Origin of the sequence: Asaia krungthepensis NRIC 0535 (assembly GCF_025995175.1) — a bacterium.
In the GTDB taxonomy this organism is placed as follows: Bacteria; Pseudomonadota; Alphaproteobacteria; order Acetobacterales; family Acetobacteraceae; genus Asaia; species Asaia krungthepensis.
Genome location: NZ_BAPV01000014.1, coordinates 1 through 15,040, shown reverse-complemented (window position 1 = coordinate 15,040; position 15,040 = coordinate 1). Strand labels below are relative to the sequence as shown.

15 protein-coding genes are annotated in these 15,040 nt (G+C 62.1%); 5 read left to right on the top strand and 10 right to left on the bottom strand.

The features are described 5' to 3' along the window. Nucleotides 1-98: 98 nt before the first annotated feature. The 3 genes from AA0535_RS09225 to AA0535_RS09215 form a co-directional block, all read right to left on the bottom strand. Nucleotides 99-1,646 carry an ATP-binding protein gene (locus AA0535_RS09225; protein WP_264815702.1) on the bottom strand — a complete coding sequence of 516 codons (1,548 nt, stop codon included), beginning with the start codon at nt 1,644-1,646 and terminating at the stop codon, nt 99-101. Next, nucleotides 1,630-2,349 (bottom strand): response regulator, encoded by a 720-nt coding sequence (locus AA0535_RS09220; protein WP_127102655.1) that lies wholly within the window; start codon nt 2,347-2,349, stop codon nt 1,630-1,632. The genes AA0535_RS09225 and AA0535_RS09220 overlap by 17 nt, the downstream gene beginning before the upstream one ends. A gap of 76 nt (nt 2,350-2,425) precedes the next feature. Continuing rightward, entirely contained in the window at nt 2,426-3,481 is a 1,056-nt protein-coding gene (locus tag AA0535_RS09215) for a cysteine synthase A (RefSeq protein ID WP_264815701.1), read from the bottom strand. 72 nt (nt 3,482-3,553) lie between these two features. Here AA0535_RS09215 and AA0535_RS09210 point away from each other — a divergent pair, with 72 nt between their 5' ends. Next, entirely contained in the window at nt 3,554-3,955 is a 402-nt protein-coding gene (locus tag AA0535_RS09210; RefSeq protein ID WP_127102653.1) for a rhodanese-like domain-containing protein, read from the top strand. 6 nt (nt 3,956-3,961) lie between these two features. Here the strand turns inward: AA0535_RS09210 and bioD are convergent, their stop codons facing one another. From bioD to AA0535_RS09175, 7 genes are all read right to left on the bottom strand, one after another. Further along, a complete protein-coding gene (bioD, locus tag AA0535_RS09205) occupies nt 3,962-5,356 on the bottom strand; it encodes a dethiobiotin synthase (RefSeq protein WP_264815700.1) in 1,395 nt (464 codons plus the stop codon). Further along, nucleotides 5,353-5,985 carry an alpha/beta fold hydrolase gene (locus AA0535_RS09200; RefSeq protein WP_264815699.1) on the bottom strand — a complete coding sequence of 211 codons (633 nt, stop codon included), beginning with the start codon at nt 5,983-5,985 and terminating at the stop codon, nt 5,353-5,355. Before AA0535_RS09200 ends, bioD begins: the two co-directional genes overlap by 4 nt. Next, a complete protein-coding gene (locus AA0535_RS09195; protein ID WP_264815698.1) occupies nt 5,982-7,166 on the bottom strand; it encodes an aminotransferase class I/II-fold pyridoxal phosphate-dependent enzyme in 1,185 nt (394 codons plus the stop codon). The genes AA0535_RS09200 and AA0535_RS09195 overlap by 4 nt, the downstream gene beginning before the upstream one ends. 36 nt (nt 7,167-7,202) lie before the next feature. Then, the gene (locus AA0535_RS09190) at nt 7,203-8,108 is read right to left on the bottom strand and encodes an SDR family NAD(P)-dependent oxidoreductase (protein WP_264815697.1); all 906 of its coding nucleotides are present in this window, start codon (nt 8,106-8,108) and stop codon (nt 7,203-7,205) included. A 223-nt stretch (nt 8,109-8,331) separates the two neighbouring features. Beyond that, nucleotides 8,332-8,760: a hypothetical protein gene (locus AA0535_RS09185; protein ID WP_264815696.1), complete on the bottom strand. Its 429-nt coding sequence runs from the start codon at nt 8,758-8,760 to the stop codon at nt 8,332-8,334. Between the two features lie 78 nt (nt 8,761-8,838). Next, nucleotides 8,839-9,921, bottom strand: a complete 1,083-nt coding sequence (locus tag AA0535_RS09180; protein ID WP_264815695.1) for a glycosyltransferase family 4 protein — start codon at nt 9,919-9,921, stop codon at nt 8,839-8,841. A gap of 4 nt (nt 9,922-9,925) precedes the next feature. Continuing rightward, a complete protein-coding gene (locus AA0535_RS09175) occupies nt 9,926-10,558 on the bottom strand; it encodes an NUDIX hydrolase (RefSeq protein ID WP_264815694.1) in 633 nt (210 codons plus the stop codon). Nucleotides 10,559-10,789: 231 nt separating this feature from the next. On the opposite strand from AA0535_RS09175, the gene mtnA reads away from it, so the two are divergent. The 4 genes from mtnA (at nt 10,790) to AA0535_RS09155 (ending at nt 14,808) form a co-directional block, all read left to right on the top strand. Continuing rightward, a complete protein-coding gene (gene mtnA, locus AA0535_RS09170; protein ID WP_264815693.1) occupies nt 10,790-11,893 on the top strand; it encodes an S-methyl-5-thioribose-1-phosphate isomerase in 1,104 nt (367 codons plus the stop codon). A 175-nt stretch (nt 11,894-12,068) separates the two neighbouring features. Then, a complete protein-coding gene (locus AA0535_RS09165; RefSeq protein WP_264815692.1) occupies nt 12,069-13,028 on the top strand; it encodes a DUF2272 domain-containing protein in 960 nt (319 codons plus the stop codon). A 29-nt stretch (nt 13,029-13,057) separates the two neighbouring features. Continuing rightward, nucleotides 13,058-14,332 (top strand): adenosylmethionine--8-amino-7-oxononanoate transaminase, encoded by a 1,275-nt coding sequence (locus AA0535_RS09160; RefSeq protein ID WP_264815691.1) that lies wholly within the window; start codon nt 13,058-13,060, stop codon nt 14,330-14,332. 11 nt (nt 14,333-14,343) lie between these two features. Continuing rightward, nucleotides 14,344-14,808 carry a nuclear transport factor 2 family protein gene (locus AA0535_RS09155; RefSeq protein WP_264815689.1) on the top strand — a complete coding sequence of 155 codons (465 nt, stop codon included), beginning with the start codon at nt 14,344-14,346 and terminating at the stop codon, nt 14,806-14,808. The last annotated feature ends 232 nt before the right edge of the window (nt 14,809-15,040 follow it).

Here is a 15,040-nt window from a genome sequence, read left to right as displayed (position 1 = left end):
GCGGAGCTCCCCCCGTGCTTCTGGACTCGATTCTGAGATCGACAGATAGGGGTGCAGTGGCCTTGGTCCCTGCCGGGTCCGGGCAGAGCCCGGCCTCTTCACAACGGCAGTATGACACTCGCCCGTAATCCCCCTTCCGGGCGGTTCGCGAGGGTGACGTCACCGCCCTGGCCGCGCACGGTCGATCGGGCAATGGCAAGACCGAGTCCCGTGCCGCCCGTTTCGCGGTTCCGACTGGTTTCTGCTCGAACGAAGGGCTCGAACATGCGCTCCAGATCTTCCTGGGGCAGACCGGGGCCATTATCGTCGATGCGTATACAGACGTTCTTTTCCTGACCCGGCCCGCGGGCGCAGGTCACACTGATGGTGGCGGACCCACCATATTTGAGCGCGTTCATGACCAGATTGGTCAGGGCACGTTTGAGGGCAAGAGAGCGCGCCTTGATTCGAATAGCCGTATCCGGCTCATGATAGCTGACCTGATCGGCCAGATCGGGTCGTGCCTCGGCAGCCTCGTCAGCGATGGTCTGCAAAAGCGCGCCCAGATCCAGAGCGGTCATGGGTTCCTGGGTGGAACTGTCGCGACCGAAGGCCAGGGTGGCGGCCACCATGCTCTCCATCTCATCCAGATCGGCCAGAAACTTGTCGCGGAGTTCATCGTCGTCGATGAATTCCGCCCGCAGCTTCAGGCGCGTGATGGGCGTGCGCAGATCATGCCCGATCGCCGTCAGCATCAGGGTGCGATCAGTCACAAAACGCCTGATCCGCGCGGCCATGGTGTTGAAGGCAAGGGCCGCCTGACGGATCTCGGTCGTTCCCGATTCGGGCAGAGGCTGAGCATGCACGTCACGGCCAAGCGCGGTCGCGGCATTGGCCAGTGTGGCCACAGGGGCGATGAGCCTGTGCGATCCCCAGAGAATCAGCCCGCCCCCGCAGATGGTCATGAGCGCGAACGAGATCATGAAAGTGGGCGAGCCGAACGGGTTTGGCGGGCGCACCGTATAGCTCATATCCAGCCAGCGATGATCGTCGGGCATCTGGAACGACATCGCATAATGGCGCGTGCCGGGTTTGTGGCCCATGACAATGCGCTGTGGGCGCAGGCGGGCAGGCAGCATTCCCATGCCGGAGAGCGAAGGGGGAATGAAGGGAGGCGGCCGCCTCTCCTCTCCCGGTACGCCTTCCATATTTCCCGGCGGCGGGCCGCCCTCGAAGGGGAAGGGGGGGCGGCCCTCCCCTCCGCCCATCTCACCGGGGAGGGGGAAACCGCCTTCTTCCTGTCCACCGGGCTGGGGCATGGCACGGCCCATGGGCGGCATGCCTGAGAAGATGGGGATGAGGGCGCTTGGAAAATGGGTGTCTGGCTTGTTGTCCAGAACGATCTTGAAATTCGACGGTGTCTCTATCGCCGCCAGACCCGCCTCGCGATCTGCTGGCGGCAATTCGACCAGGGTATGATAGATCGAGAAGGCATGATGCTCGTTCTCATGCATCTCGGCCCGGTCGGCGATGTTCAGATGATCGAGGGCATGGATGGTCAGGCCCGCGGCCTGAACCACGCAGAGTCCCGCAATGAGCAGCAGATTGGTGCGCGCCCGAAGCGAGCGCGGCAGAAGACGGATCACGTTATCAGAGGCGTTCGACATCGGCGGCAAGGACATAGCCGCCACCGCGCACGGTCTTGATCATCTGGGCATTGCGCCCGTCATCTTCGAGCTTGCGACGAAGACGGCTGACCGCCACGTCGATGGCACGGTCGAATGGCCCCGCCTGACGTCCGCGCAACAATTCAAGCAGCATATCGCGTGTCAGAACGCGGTTGGCGCGCTCCAGAAACGCGAGCAGCATGTCATATTCGCCACCCGTCAGTGGCACTTCCGCGCCATCGGGGTTCAGCAGACGCCGACGAGCAGGCTCGAGGGTCCAGCCCGAGAACCGGATCATCCGGGAATCAGCCGAGAGTTTCTTGTCCGAGCTGTCCGCCGTGCGACGCAATACCGCCCGGATGCGGGCCAGCAATTCGCGTGGGTTGAAGGGTTTGGCCACGTAATCATCCGCGCCGAATTCCAGACCGATGATGCGGTCGGTTTCGTCACTCATGGCAGTGAGCATGATGATGGGGATATTGTCCTGGCTGCGCAGCCAGCGGGCGATGTCGAGCCCGCTTTCGCCAGGAAGCATCAGATCCAGCACCACAAGCTGGTAATGACCGGCGGCCCAGGCGCGACGGGCTTCACGCCCGTCACGGGCAGCTGTTACCCGGAAGTGATTGCGCTCGAGAAAGCGGCAGAGCAGCTCGCGTATCTCGCGGTCATCATCAACGATGAGAAGGTGCGGGGTCGTATCCATGAATGTAACATTGGTCCGAATCGAAGCTGCCCCACAAGAGGGTGTTTCATTCCGTCACAACTTGCGAAAACCCGTCTCAATCGAGCCAGGGAGGGGTAGGCAGGTTTTTGGCCCGCAGGAATTCAGGATTGAAGATCTTGGACTGGTAGCGCGCCCCGCCATCGCAGAGGATTGTTACAATGCGATGCCCCGGACCGAGCCGTCGGGCCACGCGAATCGCTGCAGCCACATTGATTCCCGCAGACCCGCCAAGGGATATCCCCTCGCGATCCTGAAGCGAGAAGATCTGCTCGAGTGCCTCGGCGTCGGGAATGCGCTCTGCATCGTCGATCGTCACGCCTTCAAGATTTCCCGTCACGCGCGATTGACCGATCCCTTCGGTGATCGATCCGCCGGAAACGCTGAGATCGTTCGATTTGACCCACCCATACAGGCCTGATCCTTCCGGATCGGCGAGCACAATTTCCGGGCGTTTACGACCCGCCTTGTCGGCCAGATCTCCAAGACCAAGTGCGACGCCGGCAAGGGTACCGCCGGTGCCGCAGGCGCAGGTAAAGGCATCGACTTTTCCAGCGAGCTGGTGCCAGATCTCGACGGCCGTGGTGGTGCGATGACCCTTGCGATTGGCCGTATTGTCGAACTGGTTGGCCCAGACGGCATTCTCGGTTTCCTCGGCGATGCGCCGTGAGACATGCACGTAATTGCCCGGATCGCGGAAAGGCTTGGCCGGAACCAGACGCAGATCAGCGCCGATCATGCGCAGGAAGTCGATCTTCTCGCGGCTCTGGGTCTCGGGCATGACGATGATGGTGCGATAGCCGCGCGCCTTGGCCACCAGCGTCAGACCGATGCCGGTATTTCCCGCCGTGCCCTCGACAATGATCCCGCCCGGCTTGAGCTGACCACGTGCCTCCGCATCGAGAATGATGGCGAGCGCCGCGCGATCCTTGACCGACCCGCCGGGATTCATGAACTCGGCCTTGCCGTAGATCTCGCAGCCCGTCGCCTCGGACGCCAGTTTGAGGCGGATGAGCGGGGTACCGCCAATGGCGCCGATCATGCCCTCCGACACATTCTGCCAGCCGGGGATGGCATGTGGGGCGGAAAGGGGGGTCTGGTCCTGCGAGGTCATCTGCATTCCATCCTATACGTCTGCGGTTTCACAGTTTAACGTTGTGGCATGTACTATAAATGAGGAAAAACGATGGTCGACTGTATTTCAGCGCGCGAAGGATGGGAACGCCTCGCGGCTGACAAGGATGCGGTTCTGGTGGATGTGCGCATGCCAGCCGAGTGGCAGAGCGTCGGTCTGCCGGACCTGACCACATTGGACAAGAATGTCGTGGCCCTGAGCTGGGACCCGTACGATGCTGCCGGTTTTGCTCAGGCACTGCGGGACGCCGTGCCCGATCTGGCCACGCCGATCCTGTTCCTGTGTCGTTCGGGCGTGCGTTCGCAGCAGACGGCCGAACTTGCTGCTCATCTGGGGTACGAAACGAGCGTCAATATCGTGGAGGGCTATGAGGGGCCGCCCGATGCTACCGGGCAGCGCGGGCGCGTTTGCGGCTGGCAGTTTCAGGATCTGCCGCGCTACTTCCCCGGCTGAGGGGCTTCACCAGCCGCGCTGGCGCAGGGAAATCGCCAGAGTGGCTGCCTCGTGCGCTACGCTTTCAGGGGTGATTTCATCAAGCACTGGAATCTCGGCCAGAATCTCGACTTGGCCGAAGCGGGCGATCGCCTCCCGATTGGCCGCGTTGGGTGCACCACTCATGATTACTCCGGCCACGCGCATCCCGCGCTGTCTGAGGGCCTCCAGGCTGAGCAGGGTGTGATTGATCGTGCCCAGCCCGCTGCGGCAGACGAGGATGACGGGCAGATCGAGTGTGGCCGCCCAGTCGATCAGCAGGGTCGTGTCATTGAGCGGCACCATGAGGCCGCCTGCGCCCTCGACAACAAGGGGACGGTCGGTTTCGGGCAGGGTCAGGGTCTCAGGTCTGACCGATACCTGTTCGAGAGCTGCCGCATCTTGCGGTGAGAGAGGAGCCTGAAATCCATAGGCGGGCGGGATCAGGCGCTCGGGAGGGAGCGCGGCCAGATGGGTCACGCTGGCCGTATCGCCTGCTTCCTCAGCCAGGCCGGTCTGGAAGGGTTTCCAGTATGTGGCATTCAGGGCTTTCGTGAGAATGGCGGAGACGAGCGTCTTGCCAATGCCGGTATCGGTACCGGTCACGAAGAAACCCCGGTGTTTCTGGGCCGATCCGAAACCTACCTGATAATCCATCACGTCGCCTGTCCTGTCGAATTGCGTCATCACGTCCCTGAGTGCGCGGATGGAGAGCGGTTTCGCTCCCGGTCGGGGCGTTGTGGCCCCGATGGCCTTGAGGTCGCGCAGGAACGCGCGCGCCGACCCGACCCGGTCCTGCAGGGTGTCGATCTGCCACGTTCCATGCATCGAGACAGGCCATTCATGCTCTAATGCAATGGCATCGGGATAATCGGGAAAACCGCTCGGCAGGGCACAGGCGGAACAGGCCGCATGCCACTGGGTAAAGCTGCCCTGAGCCAGAGTCGTCACCTCGATCCGCCCCCCGGGGGTGAGAATGCCGGAGAGACGGGTGAAGGCGGCCGCGCGATCGGTGAACCACTGGATGCAGAAGTTCGAACAGATCAGGTCGAATGACCCTTCCAGTGTCGGATATTCGGCGTCCATCACATGATAGGTCGCTTCGGGGACGGCTTCACGGGCGCGGGCAACCATCTGCGGAGACAGATCGATCGCGGTCAGCGCCGCTTCGGGGAAAAGAGCGCGCAGGGCGCGGGTCAGAAGACCGGTGCCGCATCCCAGTTCGAGAATACGGCGCGGGGCAGGATTGCGCGCGTAGAGTGTTTCGAGCCTCTGCGCTAATTGCCTGGCCGCGAGCGCCTGGACCCGTGCCGCGCCCTCGTAATGCCGGGCAGCGTCGAACCGCGCTGCGACACGCGCTCGTCCGGCAGGATCGACGCTCATGCCCAGCCCCGTAGCGCATCATGGATGAGGTCAGCGCAGGCCTGGGGTGCGGTCTGTGGAAGCAGATGCCCCCCTTCCAGTGTCAGGCGTCTGTTCGTGGCGAAGCTGGCTTCATGAAGCGCGTTGGACACGAGTGAATCATGACTTCCCTGCACGGCGAGAAGTGTCTCACCCCGGTTTCGGGCATTCTGACGGCCATCCGCATCGATCAGTTCGGCCAGTCCCTGATCGAGCGCTTCGCTGTCGAGCGTGGCAGGACAGGGCAGAAACGGCGTGAATTGCTGGCGGAACGGCGTGACGACCGAAGCGGGCGCCTCGTGCAGCCTTGTCTGCATACGCGTCAGCACGCGTCGGGGGATACCGGGTGCAAAATCCTCGCCCTCGCTGAAACGGGCAAACCCGTTGAACGCGACCATGACCCGACAATGCGGCAGGTCCCGGTTCAGGAACCAGAGCACCCCCGCCGAGTGCCCGATGGCAATGAAATCCTCATCAGGCAAAGCCTCGAGCCGTGCCGCACCCGTGTAACCACGATCAAGGCAAAGCGCATCGCAAGGGCCCAAAACGGCCAGCAAAGGATCCCAGAAGCGGCGATCGAAGCTCCAGCCATGCATGAAAACAAGCTTCATGTCGTGTGTTGCCCCAGAGCTCCGATCACCGCCTCCGCCAGATGATCGAGCGCTGCCGTGTCATGCTGGGTGCTGAGCGCAATGCGCAGTCTGGCAGAACCGGCAGGCACGGTGGGTGGGCGAATGGCGATGGTCAGCAGCCCTGCCTTCTCGAGCGACAGGGCCAGCGCCAGTGTCTCTGTCTCATCGCCGATCATGACGGGGACGATCTGGGTGCTGGAGGCCCCGGTATCGATACCGGCCGCGGTCAATCTGTCGCGAAAGCTTCGTGCCTTCTGACGTAAACCCAGACGTTCGGCTTCCATGCCGGGCACCAGATCGAGCGCGGCATCCATGGCGCCCAGCATCGGCGGAGAAGGGGCGGTGCTGTAGATGAAGCCCGAACTGCTGGTGATGATCCAGTCGCAGAGCGCGCGCGACCCCGCGATATAGGCGCCCATGCCCCCCAGCGCCTTGCTGAACGTGCCCATGACCAGATCGACCGGATGACCATGCGACAGGCCGCGGCCCTGCGGACCCAACACCCCCGTCGCATGCGCCTCGTCCAGATAGAGAAAGGCGTCGTGCCGTCGGGCCAATGCCGAAAGGGCGGCGATATCGGCTGTATCGCCATCCATCGAGAAAACGCTCTCGGTCAGAATGAAGCGCAGGCCCGGCAGATCGGCATGACGCTTGAGCAGGGCGTCGAGATGATCCAGATCATTATGCCGAAAGCGTATCTGACGGACGCCCGCCGCCGCACAGCCATGATGCATGCTGGCATGGTTCAGCCGGTCCGCGAAGACAATCGGTGCCTCCCCCGTCTGTTCCTTCGCCATCCGGAACAGGGCAGGCAGAACGGCTGCATTGGCCTGCCAGCCTGAGGCGAAAATCAGAGCGGCCTCGGTGCCCTTGAAGCTGGCAAGCCGTCCCTCAATCTGCTCGTGCAGGTCCAGCGTGCCCGATACAAGGCGCGAGGCACGCGCGCCCGTGCCGTGCTGCATGGCCCAGTCTGCCGTGCGCTCGCGCAGGAGCGGATGACCGGACAGGCCGAGATAGTCATTCGATGAGAAATCGAGGATGGCCTGTCCCTGACGCATCACCTGATCCGGTGTGCGGTGCAGTGGGCGCAGGCGACGGCGCAGTTTCCGTGATTCGAGCGAGTCCAGAGCCTGGCTGAAAAGCGTGTCAAAGCGCGTCATGATTTGTCCCTGCCGTCAGGACCGGGGGCTTGTCAATCAGACAGCCCTGTCATCACCCGTGCGGGAGATTTTTGCCATGGCCTTGCGATAGCCCCGTCTTCCCGCCGCCCCGAGCACAGGCAGGGTCAGACGAAGCAGGCAGGGAGCCAGCATGCAAAGCCGTCCGAAAATCCCGTCCATTGCGGGCAGGTAGATTTCTGCATGGGGGCGCCTGAGTTGCGCCGCCACCGATCGCGCCACCCGATCGGGGTCGAGGGGCGTGCTGACATAATTGAGCATGGACCCACCCTGCTGCATTTCGCGTATCAGCATATCGGTCTGGACCGCTCCCGGAAAAACCGTGCTGACGGTGATGCAGCTGCGCCTGAGTTCCTGCGCCAGAGACAGGGCGAAACTGCGTAGTCCTGCCTTCGATGCGGCATAGACCGCACTGCCTGCCAGCGGCATGACTGCCGCCATTGAGTTGACGAAAACGATATGTCCTCGTGCTCCATCGCCACGCGACGTCAGGAGCGGCAAAAGGTGGCGCGTCAGCAGGATCGGGGCGGTGAGATTGAGCGCAATCTGCGCCGTCAGATCATCATCCTGCGCTTCTGCCACGGGGGAGGGGGTGATCGTTCCTGCACAGTGGATCAGCGCATGAAGCACTGTTTCCTCGCGTCTCAGGTGGTGGGCAGCCTCTGCCAGCGATCCCTCATTCCCCAGATCGCAGGCAACGTGCACAAGATCGGGCGATTCAAGTGCAGGCTTCGACCGGCACAGGGCAATCACGCGATACCCATCGGCCAGAAGACGCCGTGCCACCAGAAGGCCGATACCACCAGAGGCCCCTGTCAGCACCACCAGCTTGCCAGCGCGTTGCGCGCTGGCAGGATCGCGTTTCTGCAATTCAGGGCTTTCCGGTGTCATGTTGGAGGCCTGAGAGGGAGAGGAAACCGTCATGCGCTTCGTCTTAACCTCGAATGCCTGAGCACGACATGCGGATTCGGCGAAGTGGGGCGTTTTTAATCTGCGGCACCGTCAGGCCCCGACGGTATATGACGTCAGGAGTTCATACCGTTTCCTGCCATCCGGGGGGCAGTCGCGCTTGGGCAATATGTCCATGGCGCCCGTGCAGGGCGAATCATGCCCACACGGGTGTTCTGGCGCCGAAAGGGAGGAAACCTCAGTTCAGGCGGCCGAGATTGCGGAAATCCTGCTTTGTCTTGTCCGACAATGCCTTCACGCGCTGATGCTGCTCTTTCTGATCGGCGCGGAACTGGTCGATACGCTGGGTGCGTTCCTGCTTGATCTCGTTCAGCTTGTTCTTCTGGTCGTCAATCCTGTTCTGGATCTTCTGACGCTCGCGCTCGGGGGCGTTGGTGTATTTGTCGCGCAGGTCGGTCAGCTTCTTTTCACGGGCTTCGGCAGCTTCGTGATTCTTGTTCTGCCAGTTCTGCACGCGGTCATTCAGGCAGTTTTCCTTATTGGCCAGTCGGCCGATCATATCGTTCCCGGAAGTATTGTTGTTGCATCCGGAAGTCTGTGCATGGGCCAAGGGTGCCGAAACAAGAGCTGTCAGGGCAAGGACGGGAATAAGGCGTGTCTTGAACATGGTTCCTCGCAGTCTAATACTGTTCGAAATCAATCAATGATCTCAATGTGTCGAATATGCGGCGTGAAGGAGAGCGTTCTAGCGACGTGATCGGTTCTTGACCGAGCGTTCCCGCATTTTCTTCAGCACTTCCCGGGCCGGGCCGAGATCAAATTTCCGCGCCTGCTCATGGCCGCGCTCGACGCATGCAGTGCGCAGTGCCGGATCCTCGATCAGGCGCAGCAGCGCCTGTTCCAGAGCGCCGGTCTCATCGGGCAGGGCCAGAAGGGCGGCATTGCCGACCACTTCAGGCAGACCGCCGCGCGGCGAAGCGATGACGGCGGCACCGCTGGCCATGGCTTCGAGCGCCGTCAGGCCGAAGGGCTCGGGCCAGCGGCTGGGCACTACGACAATCGACGCGGCTGCCATGGCTTCAAGCACCTGATGATGCATCTGGTACCCGCACAACGTGATCCCTGCCGCATTGGCGCTTGCTTCAACCCGGTCGACAAAGGTTGTACGGGGCGAATTGAAGCGAAATCGATCGGCACCGATCATGATGGCGCGCCAGCCCGGGGCCTGTTTGCTGACGGCCCCCCAGGCCCGCACGAACGCATCGGCTCCCTTGTCTGATACCATGCGTCCGGCAAAGAGGACTAGTTTGGACCGTTCGGCGGGTGGCGTGGGCAGCGTGGCCAGATCCAGGCAATTGGGCATGACCGTGACCGGTCCGTCATCCAGATCTTCCAGAAAGCGGCGGCGCAGCCAGAGCGACACCACGAACACACGCACATGCTGCATGAGTTCCTGTCGCTGGCGGGGACGGCGTGCACCATGCATGTCCTGCGGGTCGTTATGCAGGATCAGATGCACGGGAATACCGCATCGGCTCAGCGCACGCGCGAGAGCAGGGCGGTTATGCACCTCGATCAGATCGGGCTTGTGTCGCTTGATCTCACGCTGGCAGGCGATGCGATAGCGCGTACCGTCACGCCGCCAGCGATGCAGCCCGCCCGGTTCGCTCACGGCCACGAATTGCCCACCGGGCAGGGGCGTGCCGGTGATCTCGGTGCCGATCACGATATCCTCGGGAGAGGCAAGCCGCGACACGAGCAGGGCAATGGCGCCTGCCCGGTCGGGCGCATAGCCTTCCCGACGGGGGAGTACGGTCAGAACCTTCATGGTTTCAGTCGTAATCCGTTGCCAGATCCGGCTGGGCGTGATGGTCGAACATGCGCTGCAATTGATGCGGCAGGAGGCGGGTCAGGGAGAGATCGTCGGGTAGTTCATCACGGCTGAACCAGCCGATCCCCGAGGTTTCCAGATTATCGACGCTCGGGCTCCCGCCGGTGAGGCGACAGAGATAGAATACTTTCGCACAGCTGTAGATATCGGGCGGATGACCCTGCCTGTTGCGATCCCATAGCGCGGCGAGACGTACGATCTCAGCCGTGTAGCCGCTCTCTTCAAGCACTTCCTTGAGCGTGTTCTCCGCTGTGGTGTAATTCACATCGGCCCAGCCACCGGGGAGGGTCCAGCGATCCTGATCGATGGCTTCGCGCACCATCAGGATCTGCCCCCGTTCATTGAACACCGCACCGCGCACATCGAGTTTGGGGGTGGCGTAGCCCTTCTCGTTTTCCAGAAGCCCCAGCACGGAATCCGGATCGCCCTGCCCCAGTGCGCCGATCATCCGGGCGGCAAGCTTTCTGAGCTGTTCGTAACGCTCTCGATCATAGGGGTTCTGGCAAAAGGTGAGCCCGTTCTGGGCGATCGCCTGAACATCGCGTGCCCAGGTCAGCCATTGCGGTTCGCTCATGATGGGGTCCTTCTGCTCATGGGACAGCTTAGCGTGTAACGGCGCGTGCGTAAAACCACATCCCCTTGTGATCTTGGTGGTTATCGTCGGCCTCCGAGAGGTGTTCCTGTGGCAATTGCATGAAGACTCACAGCCTCGTGGGGGAAAGGGCAGGGCCGGAACTTGAGTCCGATGCCCTTATTTGCCACATGAAGGGCCACTCTTCATGACGCCCGAAAGACGGAACTCCACGTGAAAATCAACGGCACGCCCTATCGCAGCGTCTGGCGCGACGCACAGGACCCGCAGCTGGTCCATATCTTCGATCAGACCAGGCTCCCCTGGACGCTGGATATTCTGGCGTTGCGTGAGGAAGAGCAGGTGGCGCACGCCATCCGCACCATGCAGGTCCGTGGCGCGCCGCTGATCGGGGCTGTTGCTGCCTATGGACTGGCCTTCGCGCTTCAGAAGGATGCGACGGACGAGGGACTGGAGGACGCTGCAGCGCGTCTGGTCGAGACGCGTCCGACCGCCATCAATCTGCGCTGGGCCATCGAGCGTATGGTGGCCCATCTGAAGCCGGTCGCGCCGGAAGCGCGTGTGGCGGCGGCCTATGTCGAAGCCGATGCGATTTGCGACGAGGATGTGCAAGTCAATGAATCCATCGGCCGCCACGGTCTGGAGCTGTTCCGCACCCTCTGGGAAAAGCGTCGCCCGGGGCAGGAACGCCTGAACATCCTGACCCACTGCAATGCGGGATGGATTGCGACCGTCGATTGGGGAACGGCCCTTGCGCCGATCTATATGGCGCATGATGCCGGTCTGCCCGTGCATGTCTGGGTGGATGAAACCCGCCCGCGCAACCAGGGTGCCTTGCTCACCGCATGGGAACTGGGCGCGCATGGCGTACCGCATACCCTCATTGCCGATAATGCTGGCGGCCATCTCATGCAGCATGGTGAGGTGGATCTGGTGATTGTCGGCACGGATCGCGTGACCCGGCAGGGCGACGTGGCCAACAAGATCGGCACCTATCTCAAGGCGCTGGCCGCTCATGACAATAACGTGCCTTTCTGGGTGGCGCTGCCTTCCTCCACCCTCGACTGGCGCGTGACCGATGGCGTGAAGGAAATCCCCATCGAGGAACGCTCGGGCGAGGAAGTGACCTATGTGCATGGTCTGGACGAGCAGGGTCAGGCTGCCCGCATTCGCGTCACGCCGCTGAGCACGAGCGCTGCCAATCCGGCCTTTGACGTTACGCCGGCGCGTCTGGTCTCGGGGCTGATAACCGAACGTGGACGCTGCGATGCCAGCGCCTCGGCCCTTGCTGCTCTGTTTCCCGATCAGGCAGGCTGATCGGGCCTCTTATTCCGGGGGCTGATATCCGTTGCGCGCCCAAGGGGCATGTGTAACCCGATGACAGACCTTCCGGAGGCGGCACTTGACCGAAGCGCCGCACTCGTTCCTATCTCCCTGTAATGAACCGGCGCTGTTCGGCGCTCGTTGCGCATACAGGGAGTAGAAAATCATCATGAGCGCCGGACTGTCTTCTTTCTTGTCGAATGTACAAAGTCACGCAGCAACACCGGCGCGAACAGTTCTCGTGTTCGGTGTCGCTGTTCTGCTTTCGGGCTGTGCTGCCAATACGGTTCAACCCGCAGCCCAGAATCCGGTTCAGACGCCCATGGCTCAATACGCCAATGGCCGCGTGGGTGCCTATGGGTATGACGGGCATGTACCCGATTTCGCCTCGCGCAATTTCGTGCCCTTCAACCGTCAGGATGTCGTGGCCATTGCCATGCGCGAATGGCGCATGTTCGGCACCCCTGTGAGCGACGATGATCCCGAGGACCGTCCGGAACCGAGCGCACCATCGCTCAAGCCCGAGCGCATTCCGGGGCTGTGGCAGCGCGTGGGCGAATACTGGTGGATCGGTCAGGACCCGTATGAAACGGAAGTGTCATGGAGCGGAAAATACAATGCCGATGGCCAGCTTTTCCGACCCGAGAATGACGGGCATTACGCGTGGTCAGCCGCCTTCATTTCCTATGTAATGCGCGTGGCGGGTGCCAATGATCGCTTCCCCTACTCGCCCAATCATTCGACCTATATCAATGCCGCTGCTTCAGGCCAGTCGACCGGGCTCCGTGCGCAGGACCCCAGGACCTATGTGCCGCAACTGGGCGACCTGCTTTGTGTCGGACGCGGCAAGAGCCGCAGTGTCACCTTCTCGATGCTGCCCACCTCTTATGGATTTCCGTCCCATTGCGGCATCGTGGTGGCCACGCATCAGAATGCCCCGCCATTCGGTAACGAACTGAGCATCATCGGCGGCAATGTGGACGACACGGTATCGCTCACCCATGTACCCACCGATGCGAATGGCGCTCTCGCTACGCCTGAAGGCCAGTTCTATGACACGCGCTATCCGTGGTGCGCCGTGCTTCAGGTGCTCTATGATGCGGATCGCGAGCCCGATAGCGGGCAGTAATTGCGTTTCCCAGCCTTGATCGAGACTTTATGACCGATAAGACGCTGCCGGATCTGCCCCGGATCTGGCTTCCTTACACCCAGATGAAGAACGCAGCGCCCCCGCTGGTCGCGCAGCGCACCGAGGGAACCACAATCTTCCTGGAGGACGGCCGTGCGCTGGTCGATGGTATCGCATCCTGGTGGACGGCCTGCCATGGCTATAATCACCCGCATATCCGCGCGCGCATGACGGACCAGCTTGGCGTCATGCCTCATGTGATGCTGGGCGGTCTCGTACACGAGCCCGTGCAGGCACTTTCCGATCGTCTCGTGGCGCTGCTACCCGGCGATCTTGATCATTGCTTCTATACCGATAGCGGCTCCGTCGCCGTCGAAGTGGCCATGAAAATGGCCATCCAGTACTGGATCAACCGCGGGGTGACAGGGCGCACGAAACTGCTCTCCTTTCGCGACGGCTATCATGGCGATACCTTGGCTACGATGTCGGTCTGCGATCCAGAAGAGGGCATGCACAGCCTGTTTGCCGGCGTTTTTCCCGAACAGGTCATCGCCGATCTGCCACGCGATGAAGCCAGCCTGGCATCTCTGGACACCCTGTTGAGCGGGAAACGCGACCAGATCGCTGCCATCATCGTCGAGCCTCTTGTTCAGGGGGCGGGTGGCATGATCTTCCACCCCCCGGAAGTGCTTTCCCGGCTGCGGGCTCTTGCCGACAAGCACAATGTGCTGCTGATCCTTGACGAGATCTTCACCGGGTTCGGTCGCACCGGCACGATGTTTGCCTGCGAGCAGGCCAGTATTGTCCCCGACATCATCACGCTGTCCAAAGCCCTGACCGGCGGCACTATTGCCCTTGCCGCTACCGTGGCGCGGCGTCATGTGTTTGAGGCCTTTCTATCGGATTCGCCCGGTGCTGCCCTCATGCACGGTCCTACCTTCATGGCCAATGCGCTTGCCTGCACCGCGGCTTGCGCCTCTCTTGAGCTGTTCGAGCGCGAACCGAGGCTGGACCAGATCGCTGCGCTTTCCGCCATGCTCGAAACCGGGCTCGAACCCTGCCGCGCCTTGCCCGGTGTGCGGGATGTCCGCGTGCTCGGCGCGATTGGCGTGGTTGAACTTGAGGCCATTGAGGATCTCTCCCGCCTCAAGGCCGCGCTTGTCGATCAGGGCGTCTGGATCCGTCCCTATCGCAATATCGTCTATCTGACGCCTGCCTTCACCATCACGCCCGGAGCTCTCGTTCGCCTCATGCACGCGATTTATGAAGTGCTTCGGGATGGGGCGTTCAGGAAACCCGTCTGAGAGGACATGCGATGACCCTGCCCCTGACCCCGCCCTTCACCGCCGAAACCGCACGCCTCAAGGTGCGCCGAGCCGAAGATGGCTGGAACAGCCGTAATCCGGAACAGGTCTCGGAGGCTTACAGCCCCGACAGTCTCTGGCGTAACCGCGATATCTTCCTGCAGGGGCGTCCAGCAATTGTCGCCTTTCTGAGAGAGAAATGGGCAAAGGAGCGCGAATACCGCCTGATCAAGGAGCTCTTCGCCCATGACGGCGACCGTATCGCCGTACGCTTTGCTTATGAGTGGCACGATGCCTCGGGCCAGTGGTTCCGTTCCTACGGCAATGAAAACTGGGTATTCGATGAGGCCGGGCTGATGGCGCGACGCATGGCATCGATCAACGATTATGCCATATCCGCGTCGGATCGCCTGTTTCACTGGCCTCAGGGCCGCCGTCCTGATGATCATCCGACTCTGAGCGATCTGGGTCTCTAGGGCGTGCGGGGCGCTGCCCCGCTCGCTGGAAAGGGGCACGCCCCTTTCATCCCGGCTTAGCCGAGCAGGTTTTCAAAGGACGACCGTCCTTTGGCGGGGTATGGGGCGGAGCCCCATGAAAGAGGCTCTTGCACCGGGAGGCCTCTGCGGGGCGCTGCCCCGCCCCCTGGAAAGGGGCACGCCCCTTTCATCCCGGCTTAGTTGAGCAGGTTCCCAAAGGACGACCGTCTCT

What these genes read in the sequence shown, in the direction of transcription:
- AA0535_RS09225 (WP_264815702.1), bottom strand. Translation starts at nt 1,646, where the DNA reads ATGTCGAACGCCTCTGATAACGTGATCCGTCTTCTGCCGCGCTCGCTT.
- AA0535_RS09220 (WP_127102655.1), bottom strand. Translation starts at nt 2,349, where the DNA reads ATGGATACGACCCCGCACCTTCTCATCGTTGATGATGACCGCGAGATA.
- AA0535_RS09215 (WP_264815701.1), bottom strand. Translation starts at nt 3,481, where the DNA reads ATGACCTCGCAGGACCAGACCCCCCTTTCCGCCCCACATGCCATCCCC.
- AA0535_RS09210 (WP_127102653.1), top strand. Translation starts at nt 3,554, where the DNA reads ATGGTCGACTGTATTTCAGCGCGCGAAGGATGGGAACGCCTCGCGGCT.
- bioD (WP_264815700.1), bottom strand. Translation starts at nt 5,356, where the DNA reads ATGAGCGTCGATCCTGCCGGACGAGCGCGTGTCGCAGCGCGGTTCGAC.
- AA0535_RS09200 (WP_264815699.1), bottom strand. Translation starts at nt 5,985, where the DNA reads ATGAAGCTTGTTTTCATGCATGGCTGGAGCTTCGATCGCCGCTTCTGG.
- AA0535_RS09195 (WP_264815698.1), bottom strand. Translation starts at nt 7,166, where the DNA reads ATGACGCGCTTTGACACGCTTTTCAGCCAGGCTCTGGACTCGCTCGAA.
- AA0535_RS09190 (WP_264815697.1), bottom strand. Translation starts at nt 8,108, where the DNA reads ATGACGGTTTCCTCTCCCTCTCAGGCCTCCAACATGACACCGGAAAGC.
- AA0535_RS09185 (WP_264815696.1), bottom strand. Translation starts at nt 8,760, where the DNA reads ATGTTCAAGACACGCCTTATTCCCGTCCTTGCCCTGACAGCTCTTGTT.
- AA0535_RS09180 (WP_264815695.1), bottom strand. Translation starts at nt 9,921, where the DNA reads ATGAAGGTTCTGACCGTACTCCCCCGTCGGGAAGGCTATGCGCCCGAC.
- AA0535_RS09175 (WP_264815694.1), bottom strand. Translation starts at nt 10,558, where the DNA reads ATGAGCGAACCGCAATGGCTGACCTGGGCACGCGATGTTCAGGCGATC.
- AA0535_RS09165 (WP_264815692.1), top strand. Translation starts at nt 12,069, where the DNA reads ATGAGCGCCGGACTGTCTTCTTTCTTGTCGAATGTACAAAGTCACGCA.
- AA0535_RS09160 (WP_264815691.1), top strand. Translation starts at nt 13,058, where the DNA reads ATGACCGATAAGACGCTGCCGGATCTGCCCCGGATCTGGCTTCCTTAC.
- AA0535_RS09155 (WP_264815689.1), top strand. Translation starts at nt 14,344, where the DNA reads ATGACCCTGCCCCTGACCCCGCCCTTCACCGCCGAAACCGCACGCCTC.